Origin of the sequence: Cognatiluteimonas sedimenti, from assembly GCF_022808325.1 — a bacterium.
Taxonomy (GTDB): domain Bacteria; phylum Pseudomonadota; class Gammaproteobacteria; order Xanthomonadales; family Xanthomonadaceae; genus Cognatiluteimonas; species Cognatiluteimonas sedimenti.
This window is the reverse complement of the sequence record NZ_JALGCL010000001.1, coordinates 364,278-384,615: the sequence shown is the minus strand read 5'-3', so window position 1 is coordinate 384,615 and position 20,338 is coordinate 364,278. Positions and strand designations below refer to the sequence as shown.

Genomic DNA, 20,338 nt, shown 5'->3' with positions numbered 1-20,338 from the left:
CGCGTGGCGGGAAACCGGCCAGCGCCGGACTTCACCGCAGGCGATCGAGCGCGTCGAGCAGTTCCGGCGGCAACGGCGCGGACAACAGGTACGGCGTGCGGCCGGCGTCCAGTGCGAATTCCAGCGAAGCGGCATGCAGGAACAGGCGCTTGAGCCCGATCTGCTCGCGCAGGCGACGGTTGACGTCGGGATCGCCGTATTTTTCGTCGCCGGCCACGGGGTGGCCGATGTGGCGGGCGTGCACCCGGATCTGGTGGGTGCGGCCGGTGTCGATCCGCACCTCGCAGTAGGAGTGCCCGCCGCGGCGCTCCAGGACCCTGAAATGACTCAGCGAGGGCTTGCCCTCGGGCCGGACCTGGACGTGGCGTTCGCCGCCCTGGCGCAGGCCCACGTGCAGCGGCGCATCGACGCTCATGGTGCCGTCCGGCATGCGCCCGGCCAGCAGCGCGAGGTAGCGCTTGCCGATGCCCGAACGTCGTCCGGCGCCATCCTCTTCGCGCAGCAGCGCCTGCAGTTCGGCCAGCGCCGAGCGCTTCCGGGCCACCAGTAGCAGGCCGGAGGTGTCGCGGTCCAGCCGGTGCACGAGCTCCAGGGTCTCCCGCGGCCGCAGCGCGCGCAGGGTCTCGATCGCGCCGAATGAAATTCCGCTGCCGCCGTGGCTGGCCACGCCCGAAGGCTTGTTCAGCGCCAGCAGGCGCTCGTCCTCGTACACGATGGCGGCCTGGATGGCGTCCAGGAACCCCTGCGGCGGGCTGCCCTTGTCGCCGGGTTCGTCGATCCGGACCGGGGGAATCCGGACCATGTCGCCGGCTTCCAGCTTGCGCTCGGCCTTGACCCGGCCGCCATTGACCCGGACCTGGCCGGAGCGCAGCAGCTTGTAGACCAGGCTGCGCGGCGCGCCCTTCAGGTAGCCCAGCAGGAAGTTGTCGATCCGCTGGCCATCGCGGTCCTCGGCGATACGCACGTTGCGGGCCGCATTGGCCGGGCGTTCGGGCGAGTCTGAATGGGTCACGGGCATCCTTGATCTGCTACACTCGCCGGGCGAGATAAGGGTTTGATTTCGCAGGGAGTTGTTTCCGGCCGCCGTGGCGACCGGATTCGAGGCAAACGGGCCGAAAGCCCGCCTCCCGCGCGATATCCGGATGCAGCGCGCGACCACCGCCCCCGGGGCGGCCATGTTAGCGGCTCGCCGGCAGGCCCGGCCATCGCCCGGTGCGTCAGACATCGGCGCTGAACATGACCCGCGTGTCGCGCTTGCCAGCGCGACGCCGGCCCGCAACACACAGAACGAGACAAGCGCTCCCGCGGCCCGCCGTGGTGTCGTAGCGCTGGAAAACTTGAAGCCCGCCGCGCGAGTCGATCCGCGCAGCAGGCTTCGCGGTATCCAGAGGCGAAACGCCCACGGCGTCGTCGCGTGCCCAAGCGCGCGAGGAACGCCAACATGAAACGCATGCTGATCAATGCGACGCAGGCAGAAGAACTGCGCGTCGCCATCGTCGATGGCCAGGCCCTGTACGACATCGACATCGAGCAACCCTCGAAAGAGCAGAAGAAGTCCAACATCTACAAGGGCCGCATCACCCGGCTCGAGCCTTCGCTGGAAGCGGCCTTCGTCGAATATGGCGGACAGCGCCACGGCTTCCTGCCGCTGAAGGAAATCTCCCGCGACTACTTCCAGGCCGGGGTCGACCACAACAAGGCGGGCCTCAAGGAACTGCTGCGCGAAGGCCAGGAAGTGGTCGTGCAGGTGGACAAGGAGGAACGCGGCAACAAGGGCGCCGCCCTGACCACGTTCATCTCGCTGGCCGGCCGCTACATGGTGCTGATGCCCAACTCGCCCACTGCCGGCGGGGTCTCCCGCCGGATCGAGGGCGACGACCGGGCCGAGCTGAAGAAGGCGATGGACGCGCTCGCCATCCCCGACGACATGGGCGTGATCATCCGCACCGCGGGCGTCGGCCGCGACGCCGAAGAGCTGCAGTGGGACCTGGATTACCTGCTGAGCGTCTGGAAGGCGGTGGCCGAGGCCGCGCTGAGCAAGCCGGCGCCGTTCCTGATCTACCAGGAATCGCGGCTGATCATCCGTGCCCTGCGCGACTACATGCGCCCGGACATCGGCGAGATCCTAGTCGACACGCCGGAGATGTACGAGGAGGCGCGCGAGTTCGTGCAGCAGGTCATGCCGCACAACCTGCGCAAGCTCAAGCACTACACCGACGACGTGCCGCTGTTCAACCGCTTCCAGATCGAATCGCAGATCGAAGGCGCCTACGAGCGCGAGGTGCGGCTGCCCTCCGGCGGCGCGCTGGTGATCGACCAGACCGAGGCGCTGACCGCGGTCGACGTCAACTCGGCACGCGCCACCAAGGGCGGCGACATCGAGGAGACCGCGTTCAACACCAACCTGGAAGCCGCGGAGGAAGTCGCGCGCCAGATGCGGCTGCGCGACCTGGGCGGCCTGGTGGTGATCGACTTCATCGACATGGATTCCAGCAAGCACCAGCGCGAGGTCGAGCACCGCCTGCAACACGCGCTCAAGTCCGACCGCGCGCGCGTGCAGCTGGGCCGCATCTCCAAGTTCGGCCTGCTGGAAATGTCGCGCCAGCGCCTGCGCCCGTCGCTGGGCGAGTCCAGCCAGCTGGTCTGCCCGCGCTGCGAAGGCCACGGCCGGATGCGCAGCATCGAGTCGCTGTCGCTGTCGATCGTCCGCGTCGCCGAGGAGCACGCGATGAAGGACAACACCGGCCAGGTGCTGGTACAGGCGCCGGTGGAGATCGCCAACTACCTGCTCAATGAGAAGCGCCGCGCGCTGGCGGAGATCGAGCAGCGCCACGACGCGCCGATCGTGATCGTCGCCGACGACCAGTTGCAGACCCCGCACTACGAGGTCACCCGCATCCGCGAGAACGAGCTCGGCGAGGAAACCGGCCGCCCCAGCTACCAGCGCGGGACCCCGCGCAAGCTGGCGACGATCGCGCTGAGCAAGGCCAACCTCAACGTGCCGGCAGCGCCGGCCGTGACCAACGTGCGCCCGGCACAACCGGCACCGATCCGGGAGCCGCGCGAGGAGCCGCCGGTGGTGGCGCCTGCGGCGGTCGCACCCGCGACGGTGCAGTCGCCCGGCCTGGTGGAACGCATGATGCGCTTCTTCCGCGGTACCGACGCCGCGCCGGCCACGCCGGCGCGCCAGCAACCGGCGCGACCGCAGGACGGCCGTGCCCGTGGCGAACGCAACGAGCGCAACGAGCGTGGCGAACGCAACGGCCAGCGCCGGGACGGCCGCGATGGCCGTGGTGGCAAGAACCGCGACGGCCAGCGCCGCAACCCGCCCCAGGGCAAGTCGCAGGACAAGCCGGCGCAGGACAAGGCGCGCAACGAGCAGTCGCAGAAGCAGCGCCAGAACCCGCCGAAGCAGGCCCGCGCCCAGGACGACGCCCGGCAGGCCAGCCCGCAGCAACAGCAGCCGCAACAACAGCCCAGGCCGCCGCGGCCGCCGCGCAACGAGCCCGCCGAAGCCAACGGCAAGCCGCAGGTCGCCGTCGTCGATGCCGACAAGCCGATCGGCGCGACGCCGGTGGCGGTCGCAGCACCGATGGTCGATACCGATGCCGGCACGCGCGCCGCGCCACTGCCCGAGGTGGCCGCGGTGGCCAATGGCGCTACCCCGGCACACGGGGACGGCGAAGCGGGCGCCGAAGGTTCCGGCGAAGCCGGTGGCCGCCGCCGCCGTGGTCGCCGTGGTGGCCGCCGTCGCCGTCGCGGTGGCGCCGAAGCCGGAACCGCCAGCGAAGGTGGGCAGGACGAAGGCGTGGAGCACGACGATGCCCTGTCCGGCGAAGTCGCGGCTGCACGGCGCTCGCAGCCAGAGTTCGATTTCGAGGACGATGAAGCGGGGGCGGTGACGCCGCCGTCCGCACCGCCCCCCGCAGCGGACACGAAGCCCTCCGCTGCCTACCTCGCGCCTGCCGCAATGGCCGCCGCCAGCATCCCGGATGCGGTCACCCCTGCGCCCCGGGGCACGACTGCGACTGCCGACGCGCCAATGGAGCCCGCGGCCACCCCGATCCCGGCCGCAGGCGCTGCCGCGCCGGACGAATCGGTGTCCGAGGCTGGCGAGGTCCGTTCCGTGGACGTGCAGGCGGGCGTGGCCCGAACCGAAGCCGCGCAGCCAGCCGACGATGTGGCTGCGTCCTCAGCCTTGGCGGCAGCCGCTCCGGTGGCGCCTGGGTTCGATGCCGGCGTCGCGGACGCCCTCCCCGGCCTCGCCAGGGTCGGCGCCCCGGACACGGCACCGGCGCCTGCGGCACCTGGCTTGTTCGATGCCCTGCCGGATGCGGCGCAGGCCGTCGTCGGCGACAGCCCGGCCGAAGCCGCGGCCGATGCCAGGGCGCGGATCGCGTTGGCGCAGGACGTGCCTGCCGAGGATGCCGTCGAGGTTTCGGTCGACGACCAGGACGCAGGAATCGCCGGCACCAGCCACGTCGACGAGCACGGGCGCGAGCGCACGCACGACGCCTGATGGCCGGGGCATCACCCGCGCACGCGGTTCACAGCGCGTGCGCGGGATCCGCCAGTCCGTATTGCCCGGCAAGACGCGCCAGCGCGATGCTGTCCTGGATGCGCAGCTTCTCGAACAGCCGCGTCTTGTGGGTGTTGACCGTCTTCGCGCTCAGGCTCAGGCGCCTGGCGATGTCTTCCTGGCGCAGCCCCTGGGTCAGCAATAGCGCCACCTCCAGCTCGCGCGGCGACAGCATGTCGAAGGGCGAAGCGTCGCCGCCGATCCCGGACAACGCGAGGTTCTGCGCGATGTTGCTGGCGAGGTAACGCTTGCCGCGCGCGACGTCGCGCACCGCCCGCAGCAGTTCGCCGGAATCGCCGCCCTTGCCCACGTAACCCGATGCGCCGGCTTCGATCAGGCGCTTGGGCATCGGCCCGTCCTCGAGTACCGAGACAACGATGACGCGCGTGCCGTGGTCGCCGCGCACCACGCGCTCGGTGACCTCCAGGCCGCTGACGCCCGGCAGGTGCAGGTCGCACAGCACCACGTCGGGCTTGAGCCGGCGGATCTGCGGCAAGGCCTCCTCGCCGGAATCGGCCTCGCCGACCACCTCGATATCGGTCTCTCCCGCGAGGATCATGCGCATGCCCGCGCGCACCAGCGCGTGGTCGTCGACCAGGAAAACGCGGATCGTCATGCGGCCGTCCCCTGCCCGCTCCCCCGAGCGGTTGTCGCCAGCCTAAGCGGGCCCGATCACGCGGACAAGCGCGCGGATCCCGCGTCTCCGTGTCGGTAAATTCCGATCCCGCGCCGGAAACGGTTCCAGTCGCCCTCGGCTAGAATGCAGCGTCCGCGGCGGCATCCCGTGGAGAGGTGGCCGAGTGGTTTAAGGCAGCGGTCTTGAAAACCGCCGTGGTAGAGATACCACCGTGGGTTCGAATCCCACCCTCTCCGCCACACGCAAGGTGTCCGCGGTGGCGTTGCGATCGCACGCTGCACGTTCGCCACGCAGCACGTGACCGGCGTGGCTGCTCGACCGCGCCTCCTGCGTCGGGGCCCTGATCGGTTTCGCGGATCCCCGGGAAGTGCCCGAAGAGTGCCTTCGCGCCCATTGACCAGCCCGCGCGAGCGCCACCGAAATCGCGAGCCACCGGCACCGATGGCGCCAGTGCCGCTTTGGCCAACGGTGTGCATTGACCAGGCGGGCCCGCACCAGGAAACGCCGCAGTGATGGCGCCGGACTTCTCACGTGGCCCACACGACATCCCCTGCAGGCTACCGTGAATCGATGAAGGGACGGATATGAAGAACCTGCTGGTTGCGCTGACCTTCGCCACGACGATCGCGGGAAACACGGCAGTTGCCCAGGTGCAGACCGTTGCCGCGGTCGACCTGGAATCGTACATGGGAACCTGGTACGAGCAGGCCCGCCTGCCGATGTATTTCCAGAGGAAATGCGACAGGAACACCACTGCGAATTACAGCTTGCGTCCCGATGGCCACGTCGACGTCCTGAACAGTTGCGAGGCCGATGATGGAAGGAAAATCGTCGCCCAAGGCGTCGCCAGGAAAGTCGGAAACAGCACCTCCAGGCTGGAGGTCCGTTTTGCACCGGCGTTCCTCTCGTTCCTCCCCTTCGTGTGGGGGGACTACTGGATCATCGGGCTGGATGAGGGCTATCGCTGGTCTGTCGTGGGCTCGCCGGATCGCAAGTACCTGTGGATCCTCTCGCGCGAGAAGCAGCTTCCCGACGAAACCTATCGCCAGCTTGTCGACCTCGCCAAGGCACAGGGGTTCGATACATCCAGGCTCGTCCGCACCAGGCAACTCTGACCTCCCTGCGTTCTCCCCGGCGCGCAGGTACCCGCTACGCGCCGGGGCATCTGCAACCGGAAAATGCGCACGGACGATCCGGGCCGGCTCAGCCCGACACCGATTTCAGGCGGGCCAGCGCCGCCGCGCGACCTGCGGCGAGATCGACCATGGGGCGTGGGGGGTATCCACGGGGGACATGTCCTGCCTCCCACGGTGCATGGATCGCGACGTCGTCCAGCAGCGCAAGTTCGGGCAACCATCGCCGCAGGTACAGGCCCCGGGGGTCGAACCTGCGTGATTGGGTAACGGGGTTGAATATGCGGAAGTACGGCGCCGCGTCGACACCGGTTCCCGCGACCCATTGCCATCCCAGCGCATTGTTCGCGATGTCGGCATCGACCAGGGTTCGCATGAACCATGCGGCCCCGTCGCGCCAATGGTGGCCCATGTGCTTGGTCAGCCACGATGCCACCACCATGCGGACGCGGTTGTGCATCCATCCCTCGTGCCAGAGCTGGCGCATTCCAGCATCGACCAATGGCACGCCGGTGCGCCCGCGCTGCCAGGCATCCAGGGCGGCCGGATCGTGACGCCAGGCCAGGCCGTCGAATCGGCGGTTGTGGTTTTCCTCAACGCTGTCCGGCCAATGGTGCAGGACGTAGTAGGCGAATTCGCGCCACCCCAGTTCCGCGATGAACTTGTCGGCGCCGTTGCCACCGTGCGCGCGCGCCGCATCCAGTGCGCGCCCCACGCTGATTTCGCCGAAGTGCAGGTGCGGAGACAGCCGTGAAGTGCCATCGATCGCCGGAACGTCACGCTCGGCGGGATAGGCATCCAGTCGTTCCGTGAACGTGTCCAGGCGCCTTCGCGCTCCCGTTTCGCCAGGCGTCCAGGCCTGCCAGAACCCCCGGTCCCACCCCGGCTGCGGAGCGGCAATGGGACTGAGCGCGCCGGCAAGCGAAGCGGGCAGTTCGAGGCAGCGGAAGCGCCCGGGTGCGACGCGCGATCGATGGCGCCAGGCGGGTCGTGCTGCCTTGAAGAATGGGGTGAATACCCGGTAGGGGGCGTCGTCCCGGGTCCGCACGAGGTCCGGATCGGTCAGCAGGCGCCCCCCTGCGCGACGCAGGGCCACGTTATCGCGCGCCAGCATCGCGGCGAGCCTGGCATCGCGTGCGTCCGCGTCGGGTTCCTGCATCGCCGAGACGTGTACCGCTTCGGCGCCACTGGCCGCGGCGAGCCTGGGCAGGAGACTGTCCGGGTTGCCGGCCAGGACGTGCAGCGTTCCACCGCGTTCGCCGATATCCGCCGCCAGGGATTGCAGCGACCTCGCCAGCCATGCACGCCGGGCGTCGTAGGGTTGCTTGCGGTCGTCGTCGATGTAGACCAGCAACAGCTTCTCGTGCGAAGCGCAGGCACGATCAAGCGCCGGGTTGTCCGCCAACCGGAGGTCGCGCCGGAACCAGAAGATGCCCGGACTCATCCACTGCCCCGCGCGTCGCGCGCGATCACCTGGCGCCCGACTGCGGGACCATGCGCAGCTTCGAAGTGTCGTATCCCAGTTCACGGATCCGGGCGATCGCGGCGTCCAGTTCCGATCCGGGCAGTTGCGGCGTGCGCGCCATCAACCAGACGTAATCACGCTTGCTGCGGCCGACGATGGTGCGGGAATACCGCCGATCCAGGTCCACGATGACGAATTCGGCCTTGATCGGCCACACGAATTGCATGCCCCACACCGCGTTGTTGGTGCCGGGCACGACGGTTCCGACCGGCTCCATTGTCTCCAGCGGTGCATCGAAGGCGCCCTTGCGGAAGCGGAACGTGGTGCGGATGCGGCCGTCTTCTCCGAGCCGGTAGGACTCCACGGCATCGTAGGCGTCGCGTTCCCGGAACGACGGGATATGCGCGATCACGTACCAGTCGCCCATGTAACGCGGCAGGTCGACTTCGGCCACGGGTGGTATGGACGGGTTGGTGGCGCAGGCGGACAGGACTCCCACGGCAAGCACGGCGAGCAAGCGCGTCATGAAGCCCCCTTCGCGAAGCGATAGTGGCCCACCATCCACTCGCGCCCGTCCTGGTAGCCGAACAGTTCGGCGCAGGCCATCCAGAACATCCTCCAGCGCTGGAACCACAAGGACGCCGCGTCGCCATAGACCGGGCGCAGGATCGCCATGACCTCTTCCCCGTGGGCATCCTGGTTGGCCAGCCAGTGGTTGGCCGTGCGCTGGTAATGGGTACCATCGACCAGCCAGCGGTCCTCGATCCGCAGCGAGCCCTGGAACCACAGCAGGGTGTCGGCCGCCGGCATCAAGCCTCCGGTGAAGAAGTGCCGGCCCATCCAGTTGTCCTCGCCCTCGGTCTCGAACGGGTACGCCAGCGTGCGATGGCAGAAGATGTGGACGAACAGCTTGCCTTCGTCGCGCAACCAGCCGCCGATGCGATCGAGCAGGATCGCATAGTTGCGCATGTGCTCGAACATCTCGATCGAGACGCACCGGTCGAAGGATCCGGCCGGCAGTTCGAGCCGGTTGACGTCGCAGGTGAGCACGCGCACGTTCGCAAGGCCTTGTTCGCGGCATCGCGCTTCGATGAATTCCCGCTGCGACGCCGAGTTGGAAACCGCGGTGATGTGCGCATACGGATACTGGCGCGCCATCCAGAGCGTCAGCGAACCCCAGCCACATCCAAGCTCCAGGATGTCCTGGCCATTTGCCAGCTGCGCCCGTTCGCAGTAGAGGGCCAGCATTGCTTCCTCGGCCTGTGCCAGCGTCTCGTTGCCGGTGGGGTAGTAGCAGCCGGAGTATTTCAGTCGCGGGCCGAGGCAGAGCGCGAAGAAGCCGGGTGGCAATTCGTAGTGCTGGCTGTTGGCGACGTCGGCATGGATGGCGAGCGGACTTCGCCGCAGGTCGGCAATCAACCCGGCGGTGCGACGCGCTGCGGCGTCGGGGTGGCTCGCGTGCTCTTGCTGCAGGCGCTGCGTGCACAGGCGCCGCATGCCGGCGCGCAGCAGGATGTCCGGCAGCCATCCGCGTTCGGCCAGGCCCAGGACGCCAGCGGCTGGCCGGTCGCGGGCTGGCTCGATGGCTTCGGCGGTAGCGTTCATCGGTCCTCCTTGGGGAACCATGGGAACAGCATGGGAGTGGTGCGCTGGTAGCGCGCGTAGTCATCGCCCCGACTGCGCAGCGCCTGTTGCTCGGCCCAGGGGACGCCGCTGATCCAGCGCAGGAACACGTACATGACCAGCGGCCCCGTCCACGCCAGCCACCACAGGGGTGAGTGGGCGGCCAGCAGCACGTAGGCGAACCAATGCAGCCATTCGAAGAAGTAGTTCGGGTGCCGCGAATAGCGCCAGAGCCCGGCGCGACAGGTCTTGCCTGCGTTGGCGGGATCGTGGCGGAAGCGGGCGAGTTGGCGATCGGCGACGGCCTCGCCCGTGACGCTGGCGATCCAGATGCCGATGCCAGCGATGAAAAAGGCGTTCCAGTGGCCCACCGGATTGGCGGCAACCGACAGGAACGGCAGCGAGAACACGGCGATCAGCAGCGCCTGGAACTGGAACATGGCGAGCCACGTGAGCGGTGCATCGCCCCAACGAAGGCGCAACTGCGCGTAGCGTCCGTCCTCCGCCTCGCGGCGGACCCGCCGCCACAGATGCAGGCCCAGGCGCAGACCCCATGCGCCGCCCAGCATCGCAAGCAACAGGCGCGGCAGCGTGGCGCCCGCGCCGGTGGCGGCAACCAGCGCCGCCGCGCCCGCCAGGCCCAGCGCCCACGCCACGTCGACGATGCCTGCATTGCGGGTGCGCTGCTGCCGTGCCCAGGCCACGCCCTGCAGGATTGCGGCCAGCGTCCACACCAGCAGGAGTTGCTGCCAGGGCGTCATGTCCGGGCCCTGGGGGCGAGGGGCTCGGCAACACGGCGGTCGGTGGCCACGCGCAGCAACCACGGCAGTGCGATCTCCCATGCGACGGCAAGGCAGGCCAGGCCGCGCCAGGCGGGCGTGGCGAAGGTTACGGCGCCGAAGCCGCGTGCGGCGCCGATGTAGGCCAGTGGGCCACCGAGGGCACCCAATCCCGCCGCGACGAGGCGATGCGACGCGAACCACGGCATCGAATGGTTCATCGTCATCGCGAACGCCGCCCACAGGAACAGGATCCATTCCGGCGCGGGCAAGGCGTGGCCCGGCGAGGCGTAGACCAGCAGGCCGCTGGCCGCGAGCGAGCCGTCGACCACCAGCCCACAGGCGGCTGCCGCCAGCAGCGCGCGGCCATCGGCAGAGCGCGTGCGCGACAGCAACCCCTGCATGGCGATGAACAAGACGGAGGCGGCCATGCCCACCCAGGCGCGCCCCTGCCCTGCGCTCCAGACCACCGCCAGCCACGTGGCCTGGTACCCCAGCAGGTTCGACCAGGGCCGCACCTCAGGCCTCCAGCAGGCCGGGGAGATAGGGTTCGCCGCGATAGCCCGGCTTCGCCAACAGCAGGTGAGCCACGCCAATCGAGCGTTCCAGGAATCCGCCCTCGCAGTACGCAAGGTAGAACTCCCACATCCGCAGGAAGCGCTCGTCATGGCCCTGTTCGCGGATGGCATCGCGATTGCCCAGGAAACGCCTGCGCCACTCATTCAGGGTGCGCGCGTACGACGACCCGAAGTCTTCGAGGTGAAGCAGGGCCAGGTCGGTGCTGCGCGTCTTGGCGTCGAGCATTGCGGTGATGGACGGGATGAAGGAACCGGGGAAGACGTGGCGCTTGATGAAGTCGACGCTGCGCAGCGCCTGCCGGTAGCGGTGGTCCTCGATGGTGATCGCCTGCACCAGGGCCAGGCCGTCGGGCTTGAGCAGCCGGCCCATGGTCGCGAAATAGGTCTCCAGGTATTGCGCCCCGATCGCCTCGATCATTTCGATCGAGACCAGCTTGTCGTACCGGCCCTGCAGGTCGCGGTAATCGGACAGCAGCACGGTGACCCGTTCCTGCAGGCCAGCCTCTGCCACGCGCTGCTGCGCAAGTGCGTGCTGCTCGCGCGAGATGGTGGTGGTGGTGACCCTGCAGCCACGGGAGCGCGCGGCATGCACGGCGAACCCTCCCCAGCCCGTTCCGATCTCCACCACATGGTCGTCGGCGGTCAGCTGCAGCTTCTCGCAGATGCGGTCCAGCTTGCGCGTGGAAGCGGCTTCGAGCGTATCGTCCGCTCCCGCGTAGATGGCGGACGAATACATCAGGTCTTCGGAGAGGAACAGGCGGAAGAACGGATTGCCGAGATCGTAGTGGGCGGCGATGTTGCGACGCGCCCCGGCGCGGGTGTTGCGTCGCATCGCATTCCAGCCACGCAGGGCCAGGCCGCCCAGTCGTGCCGGCCCGCGTTCCATGGCGTCGAGCAGGTTGCGGTTCCGCACCAGCAGGCGCACCAGCCCGACCAGGTCGCTGCAGTCCCATTCGCCGTCCATGAAGGCCTCGGCCGCGCCGATGCTGCCGTTGCCGGCCAGCGCTCGGTAAAAGCCCGCACCATGGACTTGCAGGCGGATCGCCACGGCGGCGCCGGCCTCGCCCACGCGCACGGTGCCAAGCGCGTCGGTCAACTCCAGCTCGCCGCCACGCAACTTGGCGAGCCGGCCCAACAGGCGACCACGCAGGAAGCGGTCCATCGCGCCCGGTGCCGCCTCCGCAGTGGACGCGACTGGGCGGACGATGCTGGTCATGCGGCTCTCTCCTGCCTTGAGGGGTGGTCGTGGACGGGCGTGCCCTTGAGCCACAGGCGCAGCGCCTGCCAGTGGATCGCGGCGATCACCTGGGTGGTCATCAGCGGGTACCGCCACAGCACGCGCGCCATGGCGTGTCGGTCCAGTGGCTTGCGCTGCAGCGACAGGCTGGCATCGAACTCGCGCGTGCCGCCCCCAAGAACATCCATGTGCACGCGCAGGTCGTCGCCCGGCACCGTGAAGGACCATTCATAGCGGCGTTCCATCGGCAGGAACGGAGAGACGTGGAAGGCCTTGTCGAAGCGCCAGTGCAGCGCCCGCCCGCGCTGCGTGGCATTGGCCAGCGGGAGCACGTAGGCGTGTCGCTGCTTCCAGGGCGTGTTCGTGATCTCGGCAACGATGCTGTGCAGCGCGCCCGTGCCGTCGTGGCAGTAATAGAAGCTGACGGGGTTGAAGCTGTAGCCGCCATAGCGCAGGTGGGCCAGCAGCCGCACCGGACCGGCGGGTCGCTCCCCCGTCGCAGCCTCGACGCGGGCGCGGACGGCATCGCCCAGCGGTTGCCCGGGGTCCCCGAGGAAGTCGGCGCGCCGGAACGACGCGACGTTGGGACGCTCCAGCGACCACAGCCAGCGGTCGCGGAACACCGACTCGATTTCATCCAGGTCCAGGTACAGCTGCGCGAGCCGGTACGAGAACGCATGCGCATGCGGCAGGTGGCGGCGGTGGCGCACCGTGCCTTCGTACAGGGCACTGGCCATCGCGCTCACGCCGCCACGCTCAGCGATCGTTCGCATCGCGCCGATGCGACCGCCGCCGCCCCCGGCCAGGCTACGCCAAGCGCGCCGGCGACTTCCACGCCGCTTCGCATGCCGTCCTCGTGGAAGCCCCAGCCCCAGTACGCGCCCGCGAACCAGGTTCGATCCATGCCCTGGATTTCGTGCTTGCGCGCTTGTGCGGCCACCATGGCGTGGGTGTAGACGGGGTGGCGGTAGGACCTGCGCACCAGCATCGTGGCGGGGTCGATGTCGTCCGTGCGGTTGAGGGTGACCACGAGCGGTTTGGCCGCTTCCAGCCCCTGCAGCAGGTTCATGCAGTAGCTGACCGTGCAGCCTTGGGCGGGATCCGCCGGGACGTGGGCATTCCAGGCCGCCCACGCCTTGCGATTGCGTGGCAGCAGCGCCGCGTCGGTGTGCAGCACGGTGTCGTTGGCCTGGAAGGCGAAGGCGCCGAGGATTTCACGCTCGCCCTGGCCTGGATCATCTAGCAGGGCCAACGCCTCATCCGCATGGCAGGCCAGTACCACCTGGTCGTATCGCTCCACGCCGTGGTCGCAGCGCACCCTCACCCCATGCGCATCGCGCGCGATCCCGCGCACCGGTCTGCGCAGGCGCACCTGTACCCGCCAATCCGAGGCCATCGCCTCCACATAACTGCGCGAGCCGCCCTCGACCACCCGCCATGCCGGTCTTCCCGTCAGTTGCAGCATGTGGTGGTTGGCCATGAACCGGACGAGGTACTTCGCAGGGAAACGCATGATCGCCGCCGCGGGCGAGGACCAGAGCGCGCTCGCCATCGGCACCAGGTGCAGGTCGCGGAAGGCCGCGCCATAGCCGTTTTCATCCAGGTAATCACCCAGCGACGGGCCGCCGCCGGCATGGTCGAGGAGGCCGGGCGCCGCGCGGTAGAAGCGCCGCAGGTCGCGCAGCATCCCCCAGAAACGCGGCGACACGAGGTTTCGCCGCTGGCAGAACAGCGTGTCCAGCGACGTGGCGTTGTACTCGAGCCGGCTGCACGCATCCTGCACCGAGAAGCTCATGGTGGTCGCCTTGCTGGCCACGCCAAGCTCGTCGAACATGCGGCTGAGCAACGGGTAATGGACCGGGTTGTGGACGATGAAACCGGTGTCCACGCGCACCACGCGCCCGTCGACCGCGACCGCATGGGTGTCGGTATGGCCCCCGAGGTAATCGCTGGCCTCGTACAGGACCACGTCGTGCCGGCGCGACAGCAGCCAGGCCGCAGAGAGCCCTCCGATCCCGCTGCCGACGACGGCGATACGCATCAGCGTCCAACCTCGTGGGCACCGCGCGTTGCCAGTACCCACGCGGGCACCGGCTTGAGCGCGCGGACCAGGCCGAGCGCCTGCATCATGCGCAGGCCGTACCAGGTCAGGTCGATCTCCCACCAGCGGAAGCCCTGGCGCGCGCTGCCCGGGAAGAAGTGGTGGTTGTTGTGCCAGCCCTCGCCGAAGGTCAGCAGGGCCAGCCACCAGTTGTTGCGGCTGTCGTCCCGGGTTGCATAACGACGGCTTCCCAGGCGATGCGCCAGTGAGTTGATCGTCACGGTGGCGTGGAACAGCACCACCGTCGACACGAAGAAGCCCCAGACCAGCAATTGCACGCCGTTCGTGCCCAGTCCCGGCGCCCGCCGCGCCAACGCTTCGCCGACGGCGAACAGCAGCACCGCAAGGGCGACCGGAACGGCAGTGTCGTAGCGATCGAGCCAACGCAATTCCGGGAACTTCAGCAGGTCGCCGATCCGCGAGGTGTCCGTGCGGAATCCGGCACGGGTCAGGAACCAGCCGGCATGGCTGCGCCAGAACCCGTTGCGCGGGCTGTGCGGATCGGCCTGCGTGTCCGCATGCACGTGGTGGTGGCGATGGTGCGCCGCCCACCACAACGGCCCGCGCTGTACCGCCGACGCGCCAAGCACCGCGAAGGCGAACTGGACCGGGCGCGAGGTCCGGAACGTCCGGTGCGAGAAATAGCGGTGGTAGAAGCCGGTGATGGCGAACATGCGCGCCGCATACAGCCCGAGCGCAACCCAGAGCGCCGTGGCGGAGACCCCGGCCCAGAACACGCCCAGGCATGCGAGGTGCATCCCCGCGAACGGCAGCGCCCGCAACCAGTCGACGCGCTCGTCCAGCGCCGGGTCGACGTCGGCGGACGACGCACTGGTATCGAACCAGCGCATCACGGCGGCGATACCGCGTGCTGGCGATGGCTGCCGCTGCGGTGCGACCTCACTCTGCATTGCATCCTCCCGTAGGCTGCGACTCCTACGTGCGGAGCATTGGATTGGATGCAGGGCGGGCCGGCCTCGATGGGTCGCATGGACGCCGCGGCCCCGCCGGCCGAACGAACTGGCGAGCGATCGCCCTCGCGGCCAGTTCCATCGTCGGCCGGCCAGGGGGCGCAGGAGCGGGTGCGCTCAGATCCCGAAGGCGGGTTGCAGGGTGCGCGCCAGCCAGCCGGGAAAGCGCAGTGGCGCATCCAGCGCGGACACGCAGATGCAGGAGGAGCCGGCAGACGTCACCGGCTGGTGCTCGGTCTCGGCATCGAGGTCGGCGACATCACCGGCAGCGAAATGGCCAAGGTCGTCGTCGTATGCGCCACGCAGGATCTGCGTGAGCTCGCTGCCCTGGTGGCCGTGAACGGGCATGCGCTTGCCGGGGGCGATGCGCAGCATCAGCATGGTTCCCCCGGTCGGGCCGACCGTGCGAATGAAATGCATCCCCGGCCCCATCCAGCGCCATTTCAAGGCGCGATACGAGGTGCCGAAGTAAGGCTGCAACGGCGTCGGCAGGCGGTCCGGATCGATCGGTGCGTCCGGCGGTGCGTGTGCGGGCGGCAGCGGCGCCGCCGCTTCCAGGCGTTCCAGCATCGCCGCGCGCAACAGCGAGTGGCGCGGTGTCGCTTGTGGTTGCTGCTGCCCCAGGAGCGCGCCGCCGATGCCGTCGGCCCGGGCCACGGCGCGTCGGCATTCGACGCAGCCTGCCAGGTGGGTGGCGACGATGGCCGACATTTCCGGCGAGAGGGCGCCGGCGGCATGGCTGACCACGGTGGCGGGATCGAGGTGATGGCGAGGGGTCATGGCGTCGCTCCCAACTCTTCCTGCAACCGCAGGAACGCACGGCGCAGGTGGGACTTCACGGTGCCCAGGGGCATGCCAAGCTCGCCGGCGATCTCCTGGTGGCTCTTGGCTTCGAAGTAGGACATGCGTATCAGGCGTGCCTGGACCGAGGAGAGCGAGTCGATGCGACGCTGCAGCTCGACGTGGTCGGCGAATTCCTCGGCGGTGCAGGCAGCCCGGTCCGGTTCGGCGTCGATCTCGTCGACCGGGGCGGACGACCAGCCGGATTCGCGCCGCAGGCGGTCGATGTGCAGGTTTCGCGCGATCCGGAACAACCATGTGCTCAAGGCGCTGCGTCCGGGACTGTAGCCGGCCGCGTTCTGCCACAGGCGCAGCATCGCTTCCTGCGACAGCTCTTCAGCCATGCTTTCCGGCGTTCCCATGCCGCGCAGGTACAGGCACAGGCGCGGCATGAAATAGTCGTAGATGCGCAGGAAGCTTTCGCGATCCGCGCGGCTCGCAACCGCAGCCATTTCCGCCGACCAGTCACCCGCATTCCCGATGAGCCTGCCAGCGCTGGACATTCGGCTGGACGCCTTGGCGGGCGGCCTTGGTCCCCGGATCGAAGTGATGGGCATCGTACACGCTTGCTGTGGTTTTCCAGCCGGCTATACGCCCGTCCGGGGCAATTGGATGCAGGCCTGGATCAAGCGACCCTGGCCGCCAGCACGCGCCGGGCATCGCCCAGCGACGCTCCCCGCGCGCGCAGCAGCACGGCCAGGTGGTAAAGCAGGTCGGCGGCTTCGCCCAGCAGCGCGTCCTCGCCCTGGGCGACCGCCGCCAGCGCGGTCTCCACGCCCTCCTCGCCCACCTTCTGCGCGATACGGCGGACGCCATCCTCGAACAGTCGCGTGGTGTAGCTGCCCTGCGGGCGCTCGCGTTCACGCTGCGCGACCAGGGCATCGAGCTCCACAAGCCGGTCGGCGGGCGCGGACGGGAAGCAACTGGCGCGCAGCAGGTGGCAGGTCGGGCCGCGCGGATGCGCCTGCAGCAGCAGGGCGTCGTCGTCGCAGTCCGTCTCCACGGACACGAGTTCGAGCGTATGGCCGGAGCATTCCCCCTTCGTCCAGAGCCGACCCTTGCTGCGGCTGTAGAACGTGACCTTGCCGCTGGCCAGCGTGGCGACGAGCGCTGCGCGGTCCATGTAGCCCAGCATCAGCACGCGCAATGTGCAGGCATCCTGCACGATGGCGGGCAGCAGGCCGTCCTGCTTGCCCCAGGCCAGGGTGTCGATGTCGATCCCGGGGCTCAAGGCCGCACCTCGATTGCCTGCCCACGCAGGTATTGCTTGAGCTGCGGGATCGCGATGGCACCGGAATGGAACACGCCGGCCGCCAGCGCGGCGTCCACGTCCGCCTCGATGAAGGCGTCGGCGAAATGCGCCATCGCGCCCGCGCCGCCGGATGCCACGAGCGGCACCGCGCAAAGCGGGCGCACGGCCTGCAGCTGCTCGAGGTCATAGCCGCCGCGCACGCCGTCGCTGCCCATGCAGTTGAGCACGATCTCGCCGGCGCCCAGCCGCTGTGCCTCGACCAGCCAGTCCAGCGTGCGCCTGCCGGGTGCGCGCATCGCGTTCGCGTTGCCGGTATGGCTGCGCACCCGCCACTGGCCGTCGTCGTCGCGCACCGAGTCGATGCCCACCACCACGCACTGCACCCCCAGGGCATCGGCCAGCTCGGAGACCAGCGCGGGGCGTTCCAGCGCCGGGGTATTGATCGAAATCTTGTCGGCGCCGGCGCGCAACACGGCGCGCGCATCCTCGACGCTGCGGATGCCGCCGGCCACGCAGAACGGGATGTCGATCAGCCGCGCCACGCGCTCCACCCAGTCGCGCGCCACGCTGCGCCCCTCCGGACTGGCGGTGATGTCGTAGAACACCAGTTCGTCGGCGCCGGCATCCCGATAGCGCAGCGCCAGTTCCTCGATGTTGCCCATGTCGACGTGGTCGCGGAAGCGCATGCCCTTGACCACGCGGCCATCGCGCACGTCCAGGCAGGGAATGATGCGGCGGCTCAGCATGCCAGCGCCTCGCGCAGGTCGATGCGGCCTTCCAGCAGCGCCCTGCCGAGCACCGCGCCGGAACACCCGGCCGTGCGCGAGGCGTGGAGGTCGGCCATGTCGCGCACGCCGCCGCTGGCCTGCACCCGCAGGCCGGGGTGGCGCTCGCACAGGCGGCGATACAGCTCGAGATTCGGCCCGGCCAGCATGCCGTCGCGGGCGACATCGGTGCACAGCAGATGGACCAGGCCAGCGTCGGCATGGCGCGCCAACACTTCCTCGAGGGTCTCGTCCGCGACCCGCGTCCAGCCGTGCACCGGCAAGCGCCACGTGCCGGCGGCGTCCTGCCGCGCATCGAGCGCGACGGTGATGCGATCGCGGCCAAAACGCGCGAGCCATTGCGCCACGGTATCGGGTTCGCGCACCGCCAGCGAGCCGACCACCACCCGCGCCGCGCCGGCGGCGAGCAGCGCCGCCACGTCCTCGCGCGAACGCACGCCGCCGCCGGTCTGCACCTGCAGCCCGGTGTGCGCGACGATCGCGTCCAGCAGCGGCAGCAACGTGTAGCCGCCCGCCCTCGCCGCGTCCAGGTCGACCAGGTGCAGCCAGCTCGCGCCGGCCTGCGCATGGCGCACGGCAAACGCCAGCGGATCGTCGCCATAGCGCGTCTCGGCGCCGTAGTCGCCCTGGCGCAGTCGCACCACGCGGCCGTCCCGCACGTCGATGGCGGGATAGAGGGTGAAGCTCATGACGGCTTCCATTGCAGGAAGTTGCGCAGCAGCCGTGCGCCGGAGACGGAGGAGCGCTCCGGGTGGAACTGGGCGCCGGCAATGCGTCCACGCGCAACCACCGCCGCGAAGCGTTGGCCGTGCGTGCAGGCGGCGACGCAATCGCCGGTCACCGGCGCGGCGTAGCCGTGCACGAAATAGGCATGTTCACCACTTCCGATGCCCTCCGCCAGCGGCGATGCCGCGACCTGCTCCAGGGTGTTCCAGCCGATGTGCGGGACGCGCAGGGCCGGCCCGCCGACGAGTTTGCGCACCCGCCCGGGCAGCAGGCCAAGGCACGCCACGTCGCCTTCCTCGGAAGAATCGAACAGCAGCTGCATGCCCAGGCAGATACCCAGCAGCGGCTTCCGCAATGCCGGCAGCACCTCGGCGAAACCGCGCTCGCGCAGCAGCGTCATCGCCGGGCCGGCCGCACCCACCCCGGGCAGCAACACGCGCGGCGCATCGGCGAGGCCATCGGCATCGCGCACGATGCGCGGACGGGCGCCGTGGCGTTCCAGCGCGTAACAGACCGAGCCGAAATTGGCGCCGCCCGCATCGATGACGGCGACGTCCGTCACAGCATGCCCTTGGTGGACGGCAACTCCGCCCCTTCGCGCCGCATCGCCTGGCGCAGCGCCCGCGCCAGGGCCTTGAAGCAGGCCTCGATCTGGTGGTGGTCGTTCCCGCCCCGCGCCTCCAGGTGGAGGTTCAGGCCCGCGGCATCGCAGAGCGATCGGAAGAAGTGCGGCACCAGTTCAGTGGGCAGGTCGCCCACGCGCTCGCGGCGCAGCGCGCCGTCGAACACGAAGTACGGCCGTCCGCTGAAATCCAGCGCGGCGCTGGCCAGGCATTCGTCCATCGGCAGGGTGAAGCCGTAGCGCCCGATCCCGCGCTTGTCGCCCAGTGCTTCGCGCAGCGCCTGGCCCAGCGCCAGCGCGGTGTCTTCGACGGTGTGGTGCTCGTCGATGTGCAGGTCGCCGTCGCAGCGGATGCGCAGGCCGAAGCCGCCGTGCTTGCCGAGTTGTTCGAGCATGTGGTCGAAGAACGCCAGCCCGGTGGAGACCTCCGGATCGGCCACGCCGTCCAGGTCCACCTCGACGCGGATGCTCGTCTCTTTCGTGTCGCGAACCACCACCGCGCAACGCGGCGCGTCGGCCAGCGCATGGGCGATGCCGGCCCATTCCCAGTGGCCGCCGAACTGCGCGGTGGCGAGCTGGAAGCCGCGTATCCGCAGGTTTTCGGCGAACTGGAGATCCGTCGTGCGGTCGCCGACCATCGCGCTGCGCGCCCAGTCGACGCTGCGGTCCTGCAGCCAGGCCGTCATCATGCCGAGGCCCGGTTTGCGGTTCGGGCTGTTGTCCGCCGGCAAGCTGCAGTCGATCAGTTCGTCGCGGAACACGATGCCCTGGCTTTCGAACACCTGCCGCATCAACGCGTGCGGGCCGTCGAACGCGGTGCGCGGGTAGCCATCGCTGCCCAGCCCGTCCTGGTTGCTGACGATCACGAACTGGTAGCCGGCGTCGCGCAGCTTCAGCAGCGCGGGGATCACGCCCTTGACGAAGCGCAGCTTCTCGAACGTGTCGATCTGGAAATCGGCGGGCTCCTCGACCAGGGTGCCGTCGCGGTCGACGAACAGGATCGGTTGCAG

20 protein-coding genes and 1 tRNA gene are annotated in these 20,338 nt (G+C 69.3%); 3 read left to right on the top strand and 18 right to left on the bottom strand.

Annotated features, from left to right (window positions below):
• Positions 1–31: 31 nt before the first annotated feature.
• The gene (locus tag MQC88_RS01920) at positions 32–958 is read right to left on the bottom strand and encodes an RluA family pseudouridine synthase (RefSeq protein WP_243320214.1); all 927 of its coding nucleotides are present in this window, start codon (positions 956–958) and stop codon (positions 32–34) included.
• Positions 959–1,441: 483 nt separating this feature from the next.
• On the opposite strand from MQC88_RS01920, the gene rne reads away from it, so the two are divergent.
• Positions 1,442–4,519, top strand: coding sequence for a ribonuclease E (gene rne, locus MQC88_RS01915; RefSeq protein WP_425491522.1), 3,078 nt, complete (start codon positions 1,442–1,444; stop codon positions 4,517–4,519).
• A 28-nt stretch (positions 4,520–4,547) separates the two neighbouring features.
• Here rne and MQC88_RS01910 read toward each other — a convergent pair whose 3' ends face one another.
• Entirely contained in the window at positions 4,548–5,195 is a 648-nt protein-coding gene (locus MQC88_RS01910; protein ID WP_243318718.1) for a response regulator, read from the bottom strand.
• A 170-nt stretch (positions 5,196–5,365) separates the two neighbouring features.
• On the opposite strand from MQC88_RS01910, the gene MQC88_RS01905 reads away from it, so the two are divergent.
• A tRNA-Ser gene (locus MQC88_RS01905) sits at positions 5,366–5,455 on the top strand.
• Positions 5,456–5,800: 345 nt separating this feature from the next.
• The gene (locus tag MQC88_RS01900; protein ID WP_243318716.1) at positions 5,801–6,331 is read left to right on the top strand and encodes a lipocalin family protein; all 531 of its coding nucleotides are present in this window, start codon (positions 5,801–5,803) and stop codon (positions 6,329–6,331) included.
• Positions 6,332–6,419: 88 nt separating this feature from the next.
• On the opposite strand, the gene MQC88_RS01895 is transcribed toward MQC88_RS01900, so the two are convergent.
• The 16 genes from MQC88_RS01895 to hisB form a co-directional block, all read right to left on the bottom strand.
• Positions 6,420–7,793 (bottom strand): cryptochrome/photolyase family protein, encoded by a 1,374-nt coding sequence (locus tag MQC88_RS01895; protein ID WP_243320210.1) that lies wholly within the window; start codon positions 7,791–7,793, stop codon positions 6,420–6,422.
• Positions 7,794–7,818: 25 nt separating this feature from the next.
• Positions 7,819–8,340 (bottom strand): lipocalin family protein, encoded by a 522-nt coding sequence (locus tag MQC88_RS01890; protein WP_243318713.1) that lies wholly within the window; start codon positions 8,338–8,340, stop codon positions 7,819–7,821.
• Entirely contained in the window at positions 8,337–9,419 is a 1,083-nt protein-coding gene (locus MQC88_RS01885) for an SAM-dependent methyltransferase (RefSeq protein ID WP_243318711.1), read from the bottom strand. Before MQC88_RS01885 ends, MQC88_RS01890 begins: the two co-directional genes overlap by 4 nt.
• Positions 9,416–10,198 carry a DUF1295 domain-containing protein gene (locus MQC88_RS01880; RefSeq protein WP_243318709.1) on the bottom strand — a complete coding sequence of 261 codons (783 nt, stop codon included), beginning with the start codon at positions 10,196–10,198 and terminating at the stop codon, positions 9,416–9,418. The genes MQC88_RS01885 and MQC88_RS01880 overlap by 4 nt, the downstream gene beginning before the upstream one ends.
• Positions 10,195–10,734 (bottom strand): DUF2878 domain-containing protein, encoded by a 540-nt coding sequence (locus MQC88_RS01875; RefSeq protein ID WP_243318707.1) that lies wholly within the window; start codon positions 10,732–10,734, stop codon positions 10,195–10,197. Before MQC88_RS01875 ends, MQC88_RS01880 begins: the two co-directional genes overlap by 4 nt.
• 1 nt (position 10,735) lies before the next feature.
• On the bottom strand, positions 10,736–12,010 hold the full coding sequence (locus MQC88_RS01870; protein WP_243318705.1) for an SAM-dependent methyltransferase: 1,275 nt from the start codon (positions 12,008–12,010) through the stop codon (positions 10,736–10,738).
• Entirely contained in the window at positions 12,007–12,804 is a 798-nt protein-coding gene (locus MQC88_RS01865) for a DUF1365 domain-containing protein (protein ID WP_243318702.1), read from the bottom strand. Before MQC88_RS01865 ends, MQC88_RS01870 begins: the two co-directional genes overlap by 4 nt.
• Positions 12,774–14,072, bottom strand: coding sequence for an NAD(P)/FAD-dependent oxidoreductase (locus MQC88_RS01860; protein ID WP_243318700.1), 1,299 nt, complete (start codon positions 14,070–14,072; stop codon positions 12,774–12,776). The genes MQC88_RS01865 and MQC88_RS01860 overlap by 31 nt, the downstream gene beginning before the upstream one ends.
• On the bottom strand, positions 14,072–15,043 hold the full coding sequence (locus tag MQC88_RS01855; RefSeq protein ID WP_243318698.1) for an acyl-CoA desaturase: 972 nt from the start codon (positions 15,041–15,043) through the stop codon (positions 14,072–14,074). Before MQC88_RS01855 ends, MQC88_RS01860 begins: the two co-directional genes overlap by 1 nt.
• Positions 15,044–15,220: 177 nt before the next feature.
• Complete coding sequence (locus MQC88_RS01850; protein ID WP_243318695.1) at positions 15,221–15,883, bottom strand: ChrR family anti-sigma-E factor; 663 nt, start codon at positions 15,881–15,883, stop codon at positions 15,221–15,223.
• Positions 15,880–16,395 carry a sigma-70 family RNA polymerase sigma factor gene (locus MQC88_RS01845; protein WP_243318693.1) on the bottom strand — a complete coding sequence of 172 codons (516 nt, stop codon included), beginning with the start codon at positions 16,393–16,395 and terminating at the stop codon, positions 15,880–15,882. The genes MQC88_RS01850 and MQC88_RS01845 overlap by 4 nt, the downstream gene beginning before the upstream one ends.
• A gap of 173 nt (positions 16,396–16,568) precedes the next feature.
• Positions 16,569–17,174: a bifunctional phosphoribosyl-AMP cyclohydrolase/phosphoribosyl-ATP diphosphatase HisIE gene (gene hisIE / locus MQC88_RS01840; protein ID WP_254713186.1), complete on the bottom strand. Its 606-nt coding sequence runs from the start codon at positions 17,172–17,174 to the stop codon at positions 16,569–16,571.
• On the bottom strand, positions 17,171–17,941 hold the full coding sequence (gene hisF, locus MQC88_RS01835; RefSeq protein ID WP_243318691.1) for an imidazole glycerol phosphate synthase subunit HisF: 771 nt from the start codon (positions 17,939–17,941) through the stop codon (positions 17,171–17,173). The genes hisIE and hisF overlap by 4 nt, the downstream gene beginning before the upstream one ends.
• Positions 17,935–18,669 carry a 1-(5-phosphoribosyl)-5-[(5-phosphoribosylamino)methylideneamino]imidazole-4-carboxamide isomerase gene (gene hisA, locus MQC88_RS01830; protein ID WP_243318689.1) on the bottom strand — a complete coding sequence of 245 codons (735 nt, stop codon included), beginning with the start codon at positions 18,667–18,669 and terminating at the stop codon, positions 17,935–17,937. The genes hisF and hisA overlap by 7 nt, the downstream gene beginning before the upstream one ends.
• Positions 18,666–19,268 (bottom strand): imidazole glycerol phosphate synthase subunit HisH, encoded by a 603-nt coding sequence (gene hisH / locus MQC88_RS01825; protein WP_243318687.1) that lies wholly within the window; start codon positions 19,266–19,268, stop codon positions 18,666–18,668. Before hisH ends, hisA begins: the two co-directional genes overlap by 4 nt.
• Positions 19,265–20,338, bottom strand: coding sequence for a bifunctional histidinol-phosphatase/imidazoleglycerol-phosphate dehydratase HisB (gene hisB / locus MQC88_RS01820; protein ID WP_243320206.1), 1,074 nt, complete (start codon positions 20,336–20,338; stop codon positions 19,265–19,267). Before hisB ends, hisH begins: the two co-directional genes overlap by 4 nt.

Coding starts and splice junctions, on each gene's coding strand:
- MQC88_RS01910 (WP_243318718.1), bottom strand. CDS start 5,195: ATGACGATCCGCGTTTTCCTGGTCGACGACCACGCGCTGGTGCGCGCG.
- hisF (WP_243318691.1), bottom strand. CDS start 17,941: ATGCTGAGCCGCCGCATCATTCCCTGCCTGGACGTGCGCGATGGCCGC.
- MQC88_RS01855 (WP_243318698.1), bottom strand. CDS start 15,043: ATGCAGAGTGAGGTCGCACCGCAGCGGCAGCCATCGCCAGCACGCGGT.
- MQC88_RS01890 (WP_243318713.1), bottom strand. CDS start 8,340: ATGACGCGCTTGCTCGCCGTGCTTGCCGTGGGAGTCCTGTCCGCCTGC.
- MQC88_RS01895 (WP_243320210.1), bottom strand. CDS start 7,793: ATGAGTCCGGGCATCTTCTGGTTCCGGCGCGACCTCCGGTTGGCGGAC.
- MQC88_RS01865 (WP_243318702.1), bottom strand. CDS start 12,804: ATGCGAACGATCGCTGAGCGTGGCGGCGTGAGCGCGATGGCCAGTGCC.
- MQC88_RS01860 (WP_243318700.1), bottom strand. CDS start 14,072: ATGCGTATCGCCGTCGTCGGCAGCGGGATCGGAGGGCTCTCTGCGGCC.
- MQC88_RS01845 (WP_243318693.1), bottom strand. CDS start 16,395: ATGGCTGCGGTTGCGAGCCGCGCGGATCGCGAAAGCTTCCTGCGCATC.
- hisA (WP_243318689.1), bottom strand. CDS start 18,669: ATGAGCTTCACCCTCTATCCCGCCATCGACGTGCGGGACGGCCGCGTG.
- MQC88_RS01885 (WP_243318711.1), bottom strand. CDS start 9,419: ATGAACGCTACCGCCGAAGCCATCGAGCCAGCCCGCGACCGGCCAGCC.
- rne (WP_425491522.1), top strand. CDS start 1,442: ATGAAACGCATGCTGATCAATGCGACGCAGGCAGAAGAACTGCGCGTC.
- MQC88_RS01870 (WP_243318705.1), bottom strand. CDS start 12,010: ATGACCAGCATCGTCCGCCCAGTCGCGTCCACTGCGGAGGCGGCACCG.
- MQC88_RS01900 (WP_243318716.1), top strand. CDS start 5,801: ATGAAGAACCTGCTGGTTGCGCTGACCTTCGCCACGACGATCGCGGGA.
- MQC88_RS01880 (WP_243318709.1), bottom strand. CDS start 10,198: ATGACGCCCTGGCAGCAACTCCTGCTGGTGTGGACGCTGGCCGCAATC.
- MQC88_RS01850 (WP_243318695.1), bottom strand. CDS start 15,883: ATGACCCCTCGCCATCACCTCGATCCCGCCACCGTGGTCAGCCATGCC.